Raw genomic sequence first — 17,983 nt, forward strand, 5'->3', positions numbered from 1 at the left:
TCGTTTCAGGAAGAGAAGACGTAAATCTATGAAAGGCACATTCACCGCACGTGGGTTATGGATTGCAGCAGCAGTCATTGTCGTTATCGCCGCCATTTTTTACTGGCGCCATTCGAGCACGGGTAACGACACCGCAGGTTCGCAATCAACTCAGCAGCGCCATGCCGCCAATCGCCAAGGGATGCGCGGCGGTGCATTAGCGCCGGTTCAGGCCGCAACGGCGACCAGTGAATCTGTACCGCGTTATCTCACAGGTCTTGGCACTATCACTGCCGCGAACACCGTTACTGTGCGCAGCCGCGTGGATGGGCAATTACTGGCGATTCACTTCCAGGAAGGGCAGCAGGTAAAAGCAGGTGATTTACTGGCTGAAATCGATCCAAGCCAGTTCAAAATCACCCTTGCCCAGGCACAGGGCCAGTTAGCAAAAGATCAGGCAACACTTGCCAATGCACGCCGTGACCTGGCGCGTTATCAACAACTGGTTAAAACCAATCTCGTGTCACGTCAGGAATTAGACGCGCAACAAGCATTAGTCAATGAATCTGTCGGCACGATTAAAGCTGATGAAGCCGCCGTTGCCAGCGCTCAGTTGCAGCTCGACTGGAGCCGAATCACCGCACCAATCGATGGCCGCGTGGGGTTAAAACAGGTCGATGTTGGCAATCAGATTTCCAGCAGTGATACCGCCGGGATTGTAGTGCTGACCCAAACACATCCTATCGACCTGATCTTTACCCTGCCTGAAGGTGATATAGCGACCGTGGTTAAAGCGCAAAAGGCAGGAGCAACGCTGAGTGTTGAAGCCTGGGATCGTACTAATAAGCAAAAGCTCAGCAGCGGCTCACTGCTAAGTCTGGATAACCAGATTGATGTCACCACTGGCACCATCAAACTCAAAGCCCGCTTTAATAATGAAGACGATGCACTGTTCCCAAACCAGTTTGTTAACGCACGCATGCTGGTGGATACCCAACAAGATGCCGTGGTTGTTCCCACTGCTGCGGTACAAATGGGCAATGAAGGCAGCTTTGTCTGGGTGCTCAATAGCGAAGATAAAGTCAGCAAACACCTGGTGACTACCGGCATTCAGGATAGCCAGAAAGTCGTTATCACCGCGGGCCTTTCTGCAGGTGAACGAGTGATAACGGACGGAATTGATCGCCTGACTGAAGGGGCGAAAGTGGAAGTTGTCGAGGCACAATCAGCGAAATCAAGCTCTCCGCAGAGCAACACCGAAGCCGCACCAAAACACAAACGTAACGGAGCGACCTCCTGATGCAGGTGTTACCACCGAGCTCCACAGGTGGCCCATCGCGCCTGTTTATCCTACGGCCAGTTGCCACCACACTTTTGATGGTGGCCATTTTGCTGGCCGGGATTATTGGCTATCGCTTCTTGCCTGTGTCTGCATTACCCGAAGTGGATTACCCTACAATTCAGGTGGTAACGCTTTACCCTGGAGCCAGCCCGGATGTAGTGACATCAGCAATTACCGCGCCTCTTGAGCGCCAGTTTGGCCAGATGTCGGGCCTCAAACAGATGTCATCACAAAGTGCCGGTGGGGCATCGGTAGTAACATTGCAATTCCAACTCACGTTGCCACTGGATGTTGCCGAACAGGAAGTACAAGCCGCGATTAACGCCGCCACAAACCTGTTGCCAACCGACCTGCCGAATCCGCCGGTTTACAGCAAAGTAAACCCAGCGGATCCACCAATTATGACTCTCGCTGTCACCTCAACTGCCATGCCGATGACCCAAGTCGAAGACATGGTAGAAACGCGCGTGGCACAGAAAATCTCCCAGGTTTCCGGTGTTGGTCTGGTGACGCTTTCCGGCGGCCAGCGCCCGGCGGTGCGCGTGAAACTTAACGCCCCGGCGATTGCCGCACTTGGCTTGACCAGCGAAACCGTGCGCACAGCAATTACCAGCGCCAACGTTAACTCAGCAAAAGGCAGTCTGGATGGCCCGGAGCGCGCCGTTACGCTTTCAGCAAACGACCAAATGCAGTCGGCTGAAGAGTATCGCAACCTGATCATTGCTTATCAGAACGGTGCTCCAATTCGTCTTGGCGATGTGGCAACCGTTGAGCAAGGGGCAGAAAACACCTGGCTTGGCGCGTGGGCGAACAAGCAACCGGCGATAGTGATGAACGTGCAGCGCCAGCCGGGGGCGAATATTATCGACACCGCCGACAGCATTCGAGCGATGTTGCCCGCGCTAACCAAAAGCCTGCCGAAATCGGTTGAAGTCAAACTGCTCAGCGACCGCACAACCAACATCCGCGCCTCCGTTACCGACACCCAGCATGAGCTGATGCTCGCCATCGCGCTGGTTGTCATGATTATCTACCTGTTTCTGCGTAACGTTCCGGCGACCATTATCCCGGCAGTTGCTGTGCCACTGTCGTTGATCGGGACTTTTGCGGTGATGGTGTTTCTCGACTTCTCAATAAACAACCTGACGCTGATGGCGTTAACCATCGCTACCGGTTTTGTAGTCGATGATGCGATCGTGGTTATCGAGAACATCTCGCGTTATATCGAAAAAGGCGAAAAACCACTGGCCGCCTCGCTAAAAGGTGCCGGTGAAATTGGTTTCACCATTATTTCCCTGACATTTTCGCTGATCGCAGTACTGATCCCACTGCTGTTTATGGGCGATATTGTGGGCCGCTTATTCCGGGAATTTGCCGTCACGCTGGCTATTGCGATTCTGATATCGGCGGTGGTGTCGCTGACGTTGACACCAATGATGTGCGCACGGATGTTAAGCCACGAATCACTGCGTAAACAGAACCGTTTCTCCCGCGCCAGTGAGCGCTTCTTCGATCACGTAATTGCCGGTTATGGGCGCATGTTAACCCGCGTATTAAACCACCCGTGGCTAACGCTGGGAGTCGCTTTTGGCACCCTGGCACTCACCGTTGTACTGTGGATTTTCATCCCGAAGGGGTTCTTCCCGATTCAGGATAACGGCATTATTCAGGGTACTTTGCAGGCACCGCAATCGGTCTCCTTTGCCAGCATGGCGCAGCGCCAACAGCAGGTTGCAGATGTGATAATGAAAGATCCTGCGGTAGAAAGCCTGACCTCATTTATAGGAGTGGATGGTACCAATCCGTCTCTGAACAGTGCACGTTTGCAAATTAACCTCAAACCATTAAGCGACCGTGACGACCGTATTCCGGTGGTGATTGAGCGTTTGCAAACTAACGTGGCAAAAGTGCCGGGGGTCGAGCTTTATCTGCAACCGGTGCAAGACTTAACCATTGATACCACAGTTAGCCGTACGCAGTATCAGTTCACCTTGCAGACAACCTCACTCGACGAACTGAGCACTTGGGTGCCGCAATTAACTGAAAAATTGCGAGCATTGCCGCAACTGGCTGATGTCAGCAGCGACTGGCAGGATCAAGGGCTTGTGGCCTATGTGAATGTTGACCGGGCCAGTGCCAGCCGCCTTGGTATCTCCATGTCAGATGTCGATAACGCGCTCTATAACGCATTTGGTCAGCGCCTGATTTCCACTATTTATACGCAGGCCAACCAGTATCGCGTGGTGCTTGAGCACGATACCAGCACCACTCCTGGCCTGAGCGGGTTGGATAATATTCGCCTTGCTAGTACTGATGGCGGCAGCGTGCCGTTAAGTAGCATTGCTAAAATCGAGCAGCGTTTTGCCCCGTTGACGATAAACCATCTCGATCAGTTCCCGTCGAGTACATTCTCGTTTAACGTCACTCAAGATCATTCGCTGGAAGATGCGGTTAAAGCGATTACAGCGGCGGAAAAAGATCTCGCCATGCCTGCTGATATCACCACGCAGTTCCAGGGCAGCACCCTCGCCTTCCAGGCGGCATTAGGTAGCACCATCTGGCTGATCGTGGCCTCAGTGGTGGCGATGTACATCGTGCTGGGCGTGTTATACGAAAGCTTTATTCACCCGATAACTATCCTGTCGACACTGCCAACTGCGGGCGTAGGCGCATTACTCGCGTTGATGCTAGCAGGAGCCGAACTGGATGTGATTGCCATCATCGGCATCATTTTGCTTATCGGGATCGTGAAGAAAAACGCCATCATGATGATCGACTTCGCCCTCGCGGCGGAGCGTGAGCAAGGCATGAAACCGTACGATGCGATTTACCAGGCCTGTTTACTGCGTTTCCGTCCGATTCTAATGACGACTCTCGCCGCCCTGCTAGGTGCATTGCCGTTGATGCTCTCAACCGGTGTGGGTGCGGAGCTGCGCCGCCCGCTGGGGATTGGCATGGTCGGTGGTCTGCTGGTGAGCCAGGTATTAACGCTGTTTACCACGCCGGTTATCTATTTGCTGTTCGATAACCTGTCGCATGCGGTGCGCCGCCGCTTTGGTCGTGGTGATGAGGAAGTGCTGTGAAATTCTTTGCACTGTTCATCTACCGGCCCGTCGCCACCATTCTGCTGACCGCCGCCATCACATTGTGCGGCGTGTTGGGCTTTCGCCTGCTGCCTGTGGCTCCGCTGCCACAGGTGGATTTCCCAGTTATTATGGTCAGCGCTTCACTGCCGGGTGCCTCACCTGAAACCATGGCATCGTCAGTGGCAACACCACTTGAACGGGCGCTCGGGCGTATTGCTGGCGTGAATGAGATGACCTCGTCGAGTTCACTTGGCAGCACGCGTATCATTCTGGAATTTACTTTTGACCGCGATATCAACGGAGCAGCACGTGATGTGCAAGCCGCGATAAACGCCGCGCAAAGCCTGCTGCCAAGCGGAATGCCAAGCCGCCCGACCTATCGCAAAGCTAACCCGTCAGATGCACCCATTATGATCCTGACGCTGACTTCCGATACGTTTTCTCAGGGCCAGCTCTACGATTTCGCCTCCACACAATTGGCGCAGACCGTCTCGCAGATTGATGGTGTGGGCGATGTAGATGTCGGCGGCAGTTCGCTGCCTGCGGTGCGCGTTGATCTCAACCCGCAAGCACTATTCAACCAGGGCGTTTCGCTCGATGCCGTACGCACCGCTATCGACAATGCTAACGTGCGCCGTCCGCAAGGTGCTGTGGAAGATGGTTCTAAGCGCTGGCAATTGCAGACTAACGATGAACTGAAAGCCGCAGCGGAATATAAGCCGTTAATCATTCACTACAACAATGGTGGTGCGGTACAACTGAGTGATGTCGCTAACGTCACCGATTCAGTACAGGACGTGCGTAACGCCGGGATGACCAACGCGAAACCCGCGATTTTGCTGATGATTCGTAAATCCCAGGAAGCGAACATCATCGAGACGGTTGACAGGATCCGGGCGAAAATCCCTGAGTTGCGTGAAACGATTCCTGCGTCGATCGATTTGCAAATCGCCCAGGATCGCTCGCCAACCATTCGTGCCTCTCTTGCTGAAGTCGAGCAGTCGTTGGTTATCTCGGTCGCACTTGTGATTCTGGTGGTGTTCCTGTTCCTGCGCTCCGGGCGCGCAACACTGATACCCGCAGTCGCTGTTCCGGTGTCGCTCATCGGCACCTTCATCGCTATGTACCTGTGCGGCTTTAGTCTCAATAACCTGTCGCTAATGGCGCTAACCATCGCCACCGGTTTTGTGGTGGATGACGCTATAGTGGTGTTGGAGAATATCTCCCGCCATCTAGAAGCGGGCGTGAAACCATTGCAGGCAGCACTTCAGGGCGTACGCGAAGTTGGTTTTACCGTGTTGTCGATGAGCCTGTCGTTGGTCGCCGTTTTCCTACCTTTGCTATTAATGGGTGGCTTGCCAGGCCGGCTGTTTAAAGAATTTGCAGTCACGCTTTCAGTCGCCATCGGTATCTCACTGGTGGTGTCGATTACGCTTACACCGATGATGTGTGGCTGGTTATTAAAGAATAAACCGCAGCATACCCCAACCCGTAACCGTGGATTTGGACGCGTACTTGTCGCGATGCAACAAGGTTATGGGCGTTCGCTGAAATGGGTGCTAAACCATACGAAATTGGTGGGTGTTGTGCTGCTGGCAACCATCGCACTGAATATCTGGCTGTATATAGCGATTCCAAAAACCTTTTTCCCCGAGCAAGACACCGGGCGCTTGATGGGCAACATTCAGGCCGACCAAAGCATTTCATTTCAGGCGATGCGTGGGAAGTTACAGGACTTTATGAAAATCGTCCGGGATGATCCGGCGGTGGACAATGTAACGGGCTTCACCGGTGGTTCACGGGTCAACAGCGGCATGATGTTTATCTCATTAAAGCCGCTTTCTGAGCGTAAAGAGACGGCACAACAGGTTATCGATCGTTTACGTAAATCACTGGCAAAAGAACCCGGTGCGAGCCTGTTCTTAATGGCCGTGCAGGATATTCGTGTCGGCGGACGCCAGGCCAATGCCAGTTATCAGTACACGCTGCTGTCGGATAATTTGGCCGATCTGCGCACCTGGGAGCCGAAAATACGCCAGGCGCTGGCCAAACTGCCACAGCTCGCTGATGTGAACTCCGATAGCCAGGATAACGGCGCAGAAATGGATCTGATTTATGACCGTGAAACCATGTCACGGTTGGGCATAAGCGTTCAAGATGCCAATAATCTGTTAAATAACGCCTTTGGCCAGCGGCAAATTTCGACAATTTACCAGCCGCTTAACCAGTACAAAGTGGTGATGCAAGTCGACCCGCGTTACACCCAGGACATCAGCGCGTTGGACCAAATGTTCGTTATCAATAAAGAAGGCAAAGCCATCCCGCTTTCGTATTTTGCCAAATGGCAACCGGCAAACGCGCCTCTTGCCGTTAACCATCAGGGGTTATCAGCCGCCTCCACCGTGTCATTTAACTTGCCTACTGGCGTGTCGTTATCGGAAGCCAGTGACGCCATCGACCGCACTATGACGGCATTAGGCGTGCCTTCAACCGTGCGCGGGATGTACGCGGGAACCGCGCAGGTATTCCAGGACACCATGAAATCCCAGGTTTTGCTGATTATTGCCGCCATCGCCACGGTGTATATCGTGTTGGGGATTTTGTATGAGAGTTACGTTCACCCGCTGACAATCCTCTCCACCCTGCCTTCTGCAGGCGTTGGGGCTTTGTTAGCCCTGGAAATATTTGGCGCGCCGTTTAGCTTAATCGCGCTCATTGGCATCATGCTACTGATTGGTATCGTGAAGAAAAACGCCATCATGATGGTCGACTTCGCCATCGATGCGCAGCGTAACGGCAATCTGCAACCGGAAGAGGCGATTTTCCAGGCCTGCTTGCTGCGTTTTCGCCCGATTATGATGACCACGCTGGCCGCACTTTTCGGTGCATTGCCATTAGTGCTCACCAGCGGCGACGGTGCGGAACTGCGCCAGCCGCTTGGGATCACCATCGTAGGAGGTCTGGTAGTCAGCCAGTTGCTGACGTTGTACACCACGCCGGTGGTATATCTGTTCTTTGACCGCCTGCGGATGCGCTTTGCGCGTAAAAATGATCGTCTTGCGACAACGGATTAATCATCCCATAGCACTGGAATATCCAAAATAATTGGAGTTGCAGCAAGGCCGCAAGTGAATGAGTCCCGATGAGCTTACTTGAGTAAGTGATTTGGGCGAAAGAGCGCAGCAACGCTGCTGCAGCTTCAAGTATGAAGGATATTTAAATGACTGAACTGCCTGCCGCCGTGCGCTGGCAACTGTGGATAGTCGCCTTTGGCTTCTTCATGCAATCGCTCGACACCACTATCGTCAACACTGCCCTGCCTTCGATGGCGGCGAGCCTGGGTGAAAGCCCGTTACACATGCACTCGGTTATCGTGTCGTATGTGTTGACGGTCGCGGTGATGTTGCCCGCGAGCGGCTGGCTGGCGGACCGCGTTGGCGTGCGCAATATCTTTTTCACCGCCATCGTGCTGTTTACTATCGGCTCGTTATTATGCGCGCACGCCTCCACGCTTAACGAACTAGTGATGGCGCGAGTGGTGCAAGGGATTGGCGGGGCCATGATGGTGCCCGTCGGGCGCTTAACAGTGATGAAAATTGTCCCGCGCGAACAATATATGGCGGCGATGACCTTCGTCACTTTGCCCGGGCAAATTGGCCCACTGCTTGGCCCGGCACTCGGCGGCGTGCTGGTGGAGTATGCCTCATGGCACTGGATCTTCCTGATTAACCTGCCGGTTGGCATTATCGGCGCCATCGCCACGCTATGGCTGATGCCGAACTACACCATGCAGACGCGCAAATTCGACATGATGGGCTTTGTCTATTTGGCGTTTGGTATGGCGGCACTGACTATTGCACTTGATGGCGCAAAAGGTTTAGGCGTGAGCCCATCCACGGTGTGGTTGTTGGTCGGTGGAGGTACTGCAGCAATCGCGCTCTACCTATGGCACGCCAAAGCCAATGATAACGCTCTATTCAATCTCAATCTTTTTAAGACGCAGACCTTTTCCCTCGGGCTGTTAGGCAGTTTTTGCGGGCGCATCGGCAGCGGCATGATCCCGTTTATGACGCCGGTATTCCTGCAAATCGGCCTCGGTTTTTCACCATTCCATGCGGGCCTGATGATGATCCCAATGGTATTGGGAAGCATGGGCATGAAACGTATTGTGGTGCAGGTGGTTAACCGTTTTGGCTATCGCAATGTGTTAGTCGCCACCACGCTCGGTTTATCACTGGTTATTTTGCTGTTTATGGCGACGGCACTACTGGGTTGGTACTACTTGCTGCCGGTAGTCTTGTTCCTGCTTGGCATGGTCAACTCCACGCGCTTCTCGTCAATGAACACGCTGACACTGAAAGATTTACCGGACGATCTGGCAAGCGGCGGCAACAGCATGCTCTCAATGGTGATGCAGCTTTCAATGAGTATCGGTGTCACCATCGCCGGATTGTTACTGGGAATGTACGGTCATCATCAATTGACGGCGGATAGCGCCGTAGTCCACAGCGTCTTTATGTACACCTATTTCAGTATGGCGGTGGTTATCGCCCTGCCCGCGCTGATTTTTGCTCGCGTCCCGAAAGACACCACCAAAAATGTCGTGATTGCACGACGCAAAAGGAGGAGCTCATGAAGCTCTGGCGGCCTGGTATTACCGGCAAACTGTTCCTCGCGATTTTCTCGACCTGCCTGCTGGTGCTGGCAATCATGCATTGGGGTGTGCGGCTCAGTTTCGAACATGGGTTTATTGACTACATCAAGCGTGGCAATGAACAACGCCTCGAGATGCTAAGTGACGCGCTGGGCGAACAGTATGAGCAGCACGGCAACTGGCAGTTTCTGCGCAATAACGATCGCTTTATGTTCAAGCTGCTACGCTCGTTCGAACATGGCGATGAAGAAAACCATAACCTGCCGCCACACGGTTGGCGCACCCAATTCTGGGTCGTCGACCAGGATTACAAAGTGCTAGTTGGCCCACGCGGCCCGGTTCCGACCGACGGTATGCGCCGGGCGATTAAGGCAAATGGACGCGATGCGGGCTGGGTTGTCGCCTCGCCGGTTGAGCGCCTGACGCGCAACACCGATATTAATTTTGACCGCCAACAACGGCGCACCAGTTGGATCATCGTCGGCCTGGCGACACTTCTCGCCGCCGCTGCCACGTTTTTGTTGGCGCGCGGTTTGCTGGCTCCGGTGAAGCGGTTAGTCGAAGGCACACATAAGCTGGCTGCCGGGGATTTCAGCACCCGCGTCGATTCCACCAGCCAAGACGAACTCGGCAAACTGGCACAAGATTTTAACCAGCTCGCCAGCACGCTTGAGAAAAACCACAACATGCGCCGCGCTTATATGGCGGATATTTCCCATGAATTGCGCACCCCGCTGGCGATTTTACGCGGCGAGCTGGAAGCCATTCAGGATGGCGTGCGCAAATTCACGCCCGAATCCGTGGCGTCATTGCAAATGGAAGTCGCCACACTGACCAAACTGGTTGATGACCTGCACCAATTGTCGATGTCTGACGAAGGCGCACTGGCCTACCAGAAGCAATCTTTGGATATCATTAACCTGTTGGAAATTGTGGCGGGAGCATTCCGTGAACGCTTTAACTCACGTGGTTTAAGTATTAGCCTGGCGCTGCCAGATAGCGCCACCATTTTCGGTGACAGCGATCGTTTAATGCAGTTATTCAATAACCTGTTGGAAAACAGCCTGCGCTACACCGATGCGGGCGGCCAGCTGGTTATCTCCGGCGAAGTGGTGAATCAACGTTTTGTCATGCACTTTGCCGACAGCGCGCCGGGTGTCAGCGATGAACAACTCACCATGCTGTTTGAGCGTTTCTACCGCACTGAAGGTTCCCGCAACCGCGCCAGTGGCGGCTCAGGACTTGGTCTGTCTATCTGCCAGAATATTGTTGCCGCCCATAACGGCAAGCTTTACGCCTCGCATTCGCCTTTCGGCGGGGTAAGCATTACAGTAGAGTTACCGCTGGAGCCAGAATCGTTGAGACCTGTATGACCGAATTGCCAATTGACGAAAACACACCGCGTATTTTAATTGTTGAAGACGAGCCAAAGCTCGGCCAACTGTTAATTGATTACTTACGTGCTGCGGGATATGCGCCAGAGTTGATTACCCATGGCGACAAAGTGCTGCCTTTCGTGCGCCAGACGCCGCCGGATTTGATCCTGCTCGATTTAATGCTGCCAGGCACCGATGGCCTGACGCTGTGCCGTGAAATTCGTCGTTTCTCTGAAATTCCGATTGTCATGGTGACCGCTAAAATCGAGGAAATCGACCGCCTGCTTGGCCTGGAAATTGGTGCCGATGATTATATCTGCAAGCCTTATAGCCCACGCGAAGTGGTAGCGCGCGTCAAAACCATTTTGCGCCGCTGCAAACGCCAGCGCGATCCGGTTGCAGCCGATGAAATCAGCCCGTTAATCATCGACGAAGGTCGTTTTCAGGCGAGCTGGCGCGACAAACTTTTGGATTTAACACCAGCTGAATTCCGCCTGCTGAAAACGCTGTCCCACGAGCCGGGCAAAGTCTTTTCCCGCGAACAGCTGCTTAACCAGCTTTATGATGATTACCGCGTAGTGACTGACCGCACTATCGACAGTCATATTAAAAACCTGCGCCGCAAACTCGAAGCGCTGGATGAAGAACAGTCGTTTATCCGTGCGGTCTACGGCGTGGGTTATCGTTGGGAAGCCGACGCCTGCCGAATTGCGTAAAGGTAGTTTCTGGAATCAATATGCTCAAAATAATTCGAGTTTCAGGTAGGCGGCAAGGGAATTTATCCCGATGAGCTTACTTATGTAAGTGATTCGGGTAAGTGAGCGCAGCCAACGCCCCTGCAACTTGAAGTATGAAGAGCATTAGCGCTACAATTCCCGCCCTAAAACTGTGCCTTAAACCATTCCATCTTAATCGAACCCTAAATAATTCGAGTTGGGGGAAGGCGGCAAGAGAGTAAATCCCGATGAGCTTACTCAAGTAAGTGATTCGGGTGAATGAACGCCGCCAACGCACCAGCAACTTGAAGTATGACGGGTGGAGTGGTTCTGACCTGAAATCAGACGAGAACCCCATGTTTAAACCAGAACTTCTATCCCCGGCCGGAACGCTGAAAAATATGCGTTACGCTTTCGCCTATGGCGCAGATGCTGTCTACGCTGGCCAGCCGCGTTACAGCCTGCGCGTGCGCAATAACGAATTCAACCACGAAAACCTCCAGCTCGGCATCAACGAAGCCCATGAGCTCGGCAAAAAATTCTACGTGGTTGTCAACATTGCCCCACACAACGCTAAGCTGAAAACCTTTATCCGTGACCTGAAACCGGTTATCGATATGGGCCCGGATGCGCTGATCATGTCTGACCCTGGTCTTATCATGATGGTGCGTGAAGCATTCCCGGAAATGGACGTTCACCTGTCAGTGCAGGCCAATGCCGTAAACTGGGCAACCGTGAAGTTCTGGAAACAAATGGGTCTGACCCGCGTGATTTTGTCACGCGAACTGTCGCTGGAAGAAATTGCTGAAGTGCGTGAACAAGTGCCGGATATGGAACTGGAAATCTTCGTTCATGGCGCATTGTGCATGGCCTATTCTGGCCGCTGCCTGCTGTCGGGTTACATCAACAAGCGTGACCCGAACCAGGGCACCTGCACCAACGCCTGCCGTTGGGAATACAAAGTTGAAGAAGGCAAAGAAGATGATGTCGGCAATATCGTGCATCTTCATGAGCCGATTCCGGTACAAAACATTGAGCCGACTCTGGGCGCGGGCGCACCAACCGATAAAGTGTTTTTGATGGAAGAAGGCAAACGCCCTGGCGAATACATGACGGCGTTCGAAGACGAACACGGCACCTACATCATGAACTCGAAAGATCTGCGCGCCATCGAACACGTTGAGCGCCTGACCAAAATGGGCGTGCACTCGCTGAAAATCGAAGGCCGCACCAAATCCTATTACTACTGTGCGCGTACCGCTCAGGTTTATCGCCGTGCAATCGACGATGCCGCAGCAGGCAAACCGTTCGACCCAACGCTTCTGACCACGCTGGAAGGTCTGGCACACCGTGGCTACACCGAAGGTTTCTTACGTCGTCATAATCATGATTCTTATCAGAATTACGAGTACAGCCACTCGGTTTCTGAAAGTCAGCAATTTGTCGGTGAATTTACCGGTGAACGCCGTGGCGGTCTGGCAGAAGTGAAAGTGAAGAACAAATTCCTGCTCGGCGACAGTCTGGAATTAATGACGCCACAAGGTAACGTCACCTTCACCCTTGAAGTGCTGGAAAATACCAAATCGCAGCCGATTGAAGTCGCACCTGGCGATGGCCATATTGTATGGATGCCGGTGCCAGAAGATGTGTCGCTGGATTATGCGTTGCTGATGCGCAATTTAGTTGCTCAGAACGCGCGCTAAGTCACTCATTGTGGGTATTTTTTCCGCGCCAGAACATTTCTTAGAAACCGATCACATACCGCTTCGCTGTATACGGTTATTATCGCCGGGCTGAAAAACATAACCCATAAATGCTAGTTGTACCAAGAACCACCTCATTGGCCTGTGGAATCTCCCTTCCGCAGGCCTTCTTTTTTGGTGGTAACAACATGAAATAAAAGGATTTATTTCAATCAGTGTCCACGCATTGACCACGCATCGAAAATTTTCAGCAAAAAATAATCAAAAGCCTCGCCATAATGTGAGGCTTTTTTGTGGTTTCATTTGTTGAAATTTTATTTTTCATATAGTGTTTTACTATATCACCATGAAAATTGATAAACGGAATGCTGAAAAATGCCTCTGATGGAATACATAGAAAAGTACTACAACGGTAATCAGGCTTCTTTTGCTCGCCTGACGGGTGTCCAACCAGCACAAATCACCCAATGGTTGGAGAAGAAATTCATTGTTGTTAACCATACGATTTACAGCCCGCGCCGCAAGCTTGATGTATAAAACTTTGTTATAAATATACAGAGTGATGCGATGAAATATAGTCTCACAATTTTCATTGATAAAGTGACTTTGTCTGGTTTCGAGATAAATTTGGAAAAGCAGTAATGAAGATAGAAAAGTGTACAAAATTTTATAAGTACGTAAGTATTGAAGGCTGTTTAAAAATTATTACAGAAGGAACTCTTAAATATACGAAACCTGTAGATTTTAATGATCCTTTTGATTGTTATCCGTACATGCCTGAACGTGGTGCTGACAAGTTATTCAAACGGTTAGCTACTAGGGTTCCCATAACTCATCATGCATCAAAAAAGAAAACACAAAAAAACTGTGCTCTTATAAAAAGAACTGGCAGCAAAGGCGTAATCCATGAAATTCTATCCAAAAGTATCGCTATCACTTGCTTCAGCACAGATCCATTTTCAGTTCCTATGTGGGCGCACTATGCAAATAACCATGAAGGTTGCGTTATTGAGTTGCAAGCCACTGATCAGATAGTGGGTAAGATTGCACAACAATCCCCAAACTCTCCAATAATATTGCCTATCCATGTTGTGTACTCAGATGACAGGCTTCCACTTTGCGATAAAGATGGAATCATAAATGGATTCAATCCAGTTTTTGTAAAAAGTACTCAATGGAGCTATGAGAAAGAAGTTCGGGCTTATTGCCCAAATGATGGTATCCAGCCTTTTAACAGGTTACAAATTACTAAAGTCTTCATGGGTGAAAGAATTACTCAATCAAATAAAAAAGCGGTTGAAGCGGCTATCGATGTTATGAATAAAGAAATAGGATCAAGATGTAAAACAACATCATTAACTCTAGCGTTCAAAACTTTTAAATTTGTAGAAGTACAAAGTTAAGATTCCGTGCGCTTTCTTTGTAAAATTATTTCAATCGGCAAGTATGTATACTGATATTATTTGAGCAAAGCATACGTAATCTACCAAATTATTCATGAGTAAGTAGCATTAAAAAAACGATCCTAAAAAAGTCACGAAAAACAGATATTATTTATTACTTTCAATTACTTAGCATGAATACATAGTTTACCTTAGATCCTACAGACTGAAATCCACTGAAATTCATTACATTCTGTGCAATGGCCATTTCTCACGGAATCCCCAGCACTGGCGCGGTCTGCGGGGGTCAATTGCACAAATCCCCAACTGAAAAAACTTTATGACGCAAAGAGCGCAGGCGGGTGCGGTGTAGCGCGGTTTCCGTGATGCGATTCGTTCCGTGGGTGGCTGCGGCTGCGTTTCTGCGGGCCGCTGCTGTGACGATCCTTTCGTGTCTATGCGTTGACATGGTGGCGCTTTTGCGTGGCCTGTGGTGCGTTCTGGGGGCTGTATTTGAGGTATAAAAAAGCCCGCGCGCGGCGGGCTATCTCATGGTGCTGGCAGGTCAGGCAATGAAGCCTTTGTATTTATTCTTTGTTGCTGTTGCAGCCGTGGCCGCTGTCGTAAAGTCGGCGGCATTCGTCGGTGCGCCAGTGTTCTGATGCGTATGCGCAGCACAGAGCGTGGCTACCTGCTGCATCAGGTCGATAGTTTCCAGCATCATCTGCAGGGTGTTCACTGATTCACTGCCTATATGAACCGTTGGCCCCATCACCTGCTGCCCGCCGGCGGCAACACTCTTACGCAATCCCGCTATCTTCTCAGTCAGCGCCGCACATTCTGTGGTGATACTGCCGGTGACTTTAGTTGACTGATTGCCACCGACTTCTGTCGTGGCGTCCTGCGCCACATGCGCGACGTAGTTTGCCTGGGTGCCGATAGCGTAATCACCGGTGCTGACCTGTTGAATCGCACCGGCCATTAGCCTAGCGGGCCCCATCACTTTGGTTGTATCACCGGCGTGGATAATCGTATCACGCTGCGTGATTGTGCGGCTTTCCGTGTCGGCCTTAACCTCACGGTGCATAGATGATTCCGCAATCGTCTGGTCAGTTGTGCGCTGCATATGCCCCTCAACGGTGACGCGCGTTGCCACGCCTTCACGTTGCTGTTGCAGCTGCTCGCCGGGTTTCACATTCGGCAGGCTGTTGCCGTCAGGTAGCGTCTGGCGAATAAAGGGTTTATCTGGCCGGCCATCCATGAACGCCACTTCAACCAGCGTTCCGACCGGCGGGAACTGGAACATGCCGCTGTCATGGCCAGCCATTGGCACCGGCACCTGGACCGCTTTATAAACCGGTGTATCTGTTACCGGGTTGCCGTCCGCGTCCTGCAGCTGCAGATCCACGGCATAGCGTGGCCGAAACTCGTTAGCAATGTTACCGCTGCTCACTGGCTCAGAATGCGCAATCACCCGCGCAACACGGGGAACATGCAGCCCGCCAGCAATCTCCGGACACACGGCCTCCAGTTGCCGGCGTATCAGAGGTTTGGTTAACGGGTTGCCAGCGGCATCAAGCGGCGTCCATGTCAGCATCATGTCATCGTTCATCAGCCCGACTTTCGTTACCCGCTGGCCATTGACCATTGCCCCCGGTCGCAGTGTCGGCACCATCGGGATTGTCATCGTATCGCCGGCGGCTGATGCCTGGCTGAACTCATGCGGAATATCGACCTGCTTATTTGCCAGTAAGCTGTGCGCATAGCTGCCGGTGAACATGTCACCATCAGGCAGCTGATACCAGACATAATCAGGAATGCTGAAGGATTTCCCCAGTATGGCCAACAGCTGCCAGCCAGTCCCGGCGTGGGTGAAATGGGCTATTGGTCTGTCGGTGTAGTCGGCGTTAGCAGGAAGCGTAAACGCCAAACCAGTATGGTTTCCCAGCCATTCGGTAACGATGCGTAAAGTCGGGTGCTGGAATGAGCAGGGAATTGGCTTATCAAGCTTACCCGCCAGCTCCCGTACAAACAGTTTTGCGCTGCCGTTCTCTGCCGGCTGCGACCGCTCAACATACCCGGTAAACCAGCGATACATCATATCCGGGTATCCAATATCAAGGCGCACCAGTTTGCCGGTGTAATCATCACTGGTCACGGCGGTAATAAAACCCCGACCGCCTGATGACATTTCCATTACCAGATTGACATCAGACAGGGGAATTTCGTCACCAGAAAGATAAAGACGTTTAATCGGGCGCATTAATCCACCACCTTTCCAAGCGCATTATTGACGGGGTTCAATACCTTGCTTTCAAACCACGTTAGCTTCTGATCGCTTTCTTTCGCGTCGCTGCTGCTTGCGTCACCGGTGCGAGCTGATTGTTTTGCCGCTGCAGTTCCATTTCGGGAATCGTTTCGCGCCTGGCGTTTCTCCGGAACACTGTGTTTTTCACGCAGCGTAAACTGGACACCCCAGGCCATTTTCCCATCCTGTTCCTGCGCCTCCAGCTTGCCCGCAAAATTGACCTGGCGAATGCCTACCGTATTAGCGGTCAGGTTGGCCACACGGTAAAGCGCCAGAGCGCCGCCGGATGTGGTTGCACTGGCCAGCGCAAAAAGACGCTTCAGCGTCTTTTCTTCAGAGAAAGGGATCACCCCGCTTACCTGCAGCTCTTTGGCTTTAATACCCTGCTCTGCGCGAGTGGTGCTCGATGTCTGCCCGGACTGGTCTTTATCCTGATACTGCATCCCGAGCGTGACGCGCAGATTTTTCATGATGATGGCCTCGCCATCGAGAGCCAGAATGATGTTAGCCAATCATTGCCTCCAGTGCGCTCAAATCACTTCCTGTGAAAAGAATGGCTGCAGTGTGTACCGCATCCGGATGCGGCAGGTTTTTTACCAGTTCCACCGCTGTTGTCAGCGCCGGCCCCTTCATATTGAAAAACCACGCTTTCGCCGTTTTCCCCTGCAATTCAGTCATTGCGCTTGCGATGTCTGCCAGTGCTGCAGTGCGCTCATGAAGAAAACCCGCCAACCCGGTGGTTATCGAACTCACACTGGCAGCTGCTGCCGCTTCAAGTTTTGCCGCCTCAATACGCGCAGAGTTCAATGCCTGCCGTGTCGTTTCTGTCGCTACAGTAATCGGGTCAGGTAAGGCAGAAAGCACATCCGGCAGCTGCATTTTCACCTGCTCCAGCTCACCAAATGACTGTGCCAGCCGGCGCACCTGCTTCAGCTCCGGCATGGGCAAGACAGACGAGACAGCATCAAGAGATGAGAGCAGTTCACTGTGCGTATTTTCGCAAATCATCATGATGATATTGTGTGTACCCGCACCATTTTCCAGCATTTTTTTACCGAGATAACTGATGGCGTTCAGCGGGCTAATATAGCCTCCAGATTTGGTATGCTGCCCCAACTCTGGCACCCATGGATGCGCACAAACAACAGAGCACTTTAGTTGGTTAATTTGTGCAGGTATTTTTAATTCAGATTGTTTCCACATATCACTATCCATAGCGAATATTTTAAAAGTTACTATGCCGGCTGCGAGGGCCACTCAGGTTTAAATGCATCAACTCGCATCAATAACACACGATATTTTTTCCATTCAGAGAGTGAGAGCAATTCTTCATTCGTCGCAATCCCGGCATCGACTGCATCCTGACGCCATTCAATTTCTGTATCTGCCCGAGCCTTCAACAGCGCTCTATTATTTCTAACCTGTTGTGCCAGCTCA

Annotated in this window: 13 protein-coding genes; 9 read left to right on the forward strand and 4 right to left on the reverse strand. The window is 51.9% G+C overall.

All coding sequences use genetic code 11. The annotated features are described in order from the left end of the window. The first annotated feature begins 28 nt into the window (after positions 1-28). The 9 genes from M977_RS03630 to M977_RS03665 all read left to right on the forward strand — a co-directional run bounded on the left by M977_RS03630 (position 29) and on the right by M977_RS03665 (position 14,259). The gene (locus tag M977_RS03630; protein WP_064512261.1) at positions 29-1,279 is read left to right on the forward strand and encodes an MdtA/MuxA family multidrug efflux RND transporter periplasmic adaptor subunit; all 1,251 of its coding nucleotides are present in this window, start codon (positions 29-31) and stop codon (positions 1,277-1,279) included. After that, entirely contained in the window at positions 1,279-4,404 is a 3,126-nt protein-coding gene (locus M977_RS03635; protein WP_064512263.1) for an MdtB/MuxB family multidrug efflux RND transporter permease subunit, read from the forward strand. The genes M977_RS03630 and M977_RS03635 overlap by 1 nt, the downstream gene beginning before the upstream one ends. Next, a complete protein-coding gene (mdtC, locus tag M977_RS03640; protein ID WP_064512265.1) occupies positions 4,401-7,481 on the forward strand; it encodes a multidrug efflux RND transporter permease subunit MdtC in 3,081 nt (1,026 codons plus the stop codon). Before M977_RS03635 ends, mdtC begins: the two co-directional genes overlap by 4 nt. Before the next feature lie 146 nt (positions 7,482-7,627). Further along, on the forward strand, positions 7,628-9,043 hold the full coding sequence (gene mdtD, locus M977_RS03645; RefSeq protein WP_064512268.1) for an MFS transporter: 1,416 nt from the start codon (positions 7,628-7,630) through the stop codon (positions 9,041-9,043). After that, entirely contained in the window at positions 9,040-10,434 is a 1,395-nt protein-coding gene (gene baeS / locus M977_RS03650) for an envelope stress sensor histidine kinase BaeS (protein WP_064512270.1), read from the forward strand. Before mdtD ends, baeS begins: the two co-directional genes overlap by 4 nt. Next, on the forward strand, positions 10,431-11,153 hold the full coding sequence (gene baeR, locus M977_RS03655) for an envelope stress response regulator BaeR (protein ID WP_064512272.1): 723 nt from the start codon (positions 10,431-10,433) through the stop codon (positions 11,151-11,153). The genes baeS and baeR overlap by 4 nt, the downstream gene beginning before the upstream one ends. Positions 11,154-11,509: 356 nt before the next feature. Further along, a complete protein-coding gene (gene trhP, locus M977_RS03660; RefSeq protein WP_064512274.1) occupies positions 11,510-12,856 on the forward strand; it encodes a prephenate-dependent tRNA uridine(34) hydroxylase TrhP in 1,347 nt (448 codons plus the stop codon). 375 nt (positions 12,857-13,231) lie between these two features. After that, positions 13,232-13,393, forward strand: a complete 162-nt coding sequence (locus M977_RS25475) for a hypothetical protein (RefSeq protein WP_167351083.1) — start codon at positions 13,232-13,234, stop codon at positions 13,391-13,393. 104 nt (positions 13,394-13,497) lie between these two features. Next, the gene (locus M977_RS03665) at positions 13,498-14,259 is read left to right on the forward strand and encodes a DUF2971 domain-containing protein (RefSeq protein ID WP_064512276.1); all 762 of its coding nucleotides are present in this window, start codon (positions 13,498-13,500) and stop codon (positions 14,257-14,259) included. A gap of 544 nt (positions 14,260-14,803) precedes the next feature. Here M977_RS03665 and M977_RS03670 read toward each other — a convergent pair. From M977_RS03670 to M977_RS03685, 4 genes are all read right to left on the reverse strand, one after another. After that, on the reverse strand, positions 14,804-16,501 hold the full coding sequence (locus tag M977_RS03670; protein WP_064512278.1) for a phage baseplate assembly protein V: 1,698 nt from the start codon (positions 16,499-16,501) through the stop codon (positions 14,804-14,806). Then, positions 16,501-17,058 (reverse strand): baseplate complex protein, encoded by a 558-nt coding sequence (locus tag M977_RS03675; RefSeq protein ID WP_245163481.1) that lies wholly within the window; start codon positions 17,056-17,058, stop codon positions 16,501-16,503. Before M977_RS03675 ends, M977_RS03670 begins: the two co-directional genes overlap by 1 nt. Continuing rightward, positions 17,051-17,749 carry a hypothetical protein gene (locus M977_RS03680; protein ID WP_064512280.1) on the reverse strand — a complete coding sequence of 233 codons (699 nt, stop codon included), beginning with the start codon at positions 17,747-17,749 and terminating at the stop codon, positions 17,051-17,053. Before M977_RS03680 ends, M977_RS03675 begins: the two co-directional genes overlap by 8 nt. A 32-nt stretch (positions 17,750-17,781) precedes the next feature. Further along, the coding region (locus M977_RS03685) for a tail fiber assembly protein (RefSeq protein ID WP_167351084.1) at positions 17,782-17,983 on the reverse strand (202 nt) is incomplete at its 5' end.

Origin of the sequence: Buttiauxella gaviniae ATCC 51604, from assembly GCF_001654835.1 — a bacterium.
Taxonomy (GTDB): Bacteria; Pseudomonadota; Gammaproteobacteria; order Enterobacterales; family Enterobacteriaceae; genus Buttiauxella; species Buttiauxella gaviniae.

What these genes read in the sequence shown, in the direction of transcription:
- baeR (WP_064512272.1), top strand. Translation starts at nt 10,431, where the DNA reads ATGACCGAATTGCCAATTGACGAAAACACACCGCGTATTTTAATTGTT.
- M977_RS03630 (WP_064512261.1), top strand. Translation starts at nt 29, where the DNA reads ATGAAAGGCACATTCACCGCACGTGGGTTATGGATTGCAGCAGCAGTC.
- baeS (WP_064512270.1), top strand. Translation starts at nt 9,040, where the DNA reads ATGAAGCTCTGGCGGCCTGGTATTACCGGCAAACTGTTCCTCGCGATT.
- M977_RS25475 (WP_167351083.1), top strand. Translation starts at nt 13,232, where the DNA reads ATGCCTCTGATGGAATACATAGAAAAGTACTACAACGGTAATCAGGCT.
- M977_RS03635 (WP_064512263.1), top strand. Translation starts at nt 1,279, where the DNA reads ATGCAGGTGTTACCACCGAGCTCCACAGGTGGCCCATCGCGCCTGTTT.
- M977_RS03665 (WP_064512276.1), top strand. Translation starts at nt 13,498, where the DNA reads ATGAAGATAGAAAAGTGTACAAAATTTTATAAGTACGTAAGTATTGAA.
- trhP (WP_064512274.1), top strand. Translation starts at nt 11,510, where the DNA reads ATGTTTAAACCAGAACTTCTATCCCCGGCCGGAACGCTGAAAAATATG.
- M977_RS03670 (WP_064512278.1), bottom strand. Translation starts at nt 16,501, where the DNA reads ATGCGCCCGATTAAACGTCTTTATCTTTCTGGTGACGAAATTCCCCTG.
- mdtD (WP_064512268.1), top strand. Translation starts at nt 7,628, where the DNA reads ATGACTGAACTGCCTGCCGCCGTGCGCTGGCAACTGTGGATAGTCGCC.
- M977_RS03680 (WP_064512280.1), bottom strand. Translation starts at nt 17,749, where the DNA reads ATGTGGAAACAATCTGAATTAAAAATACCTGCACAAATTAACCAACTA.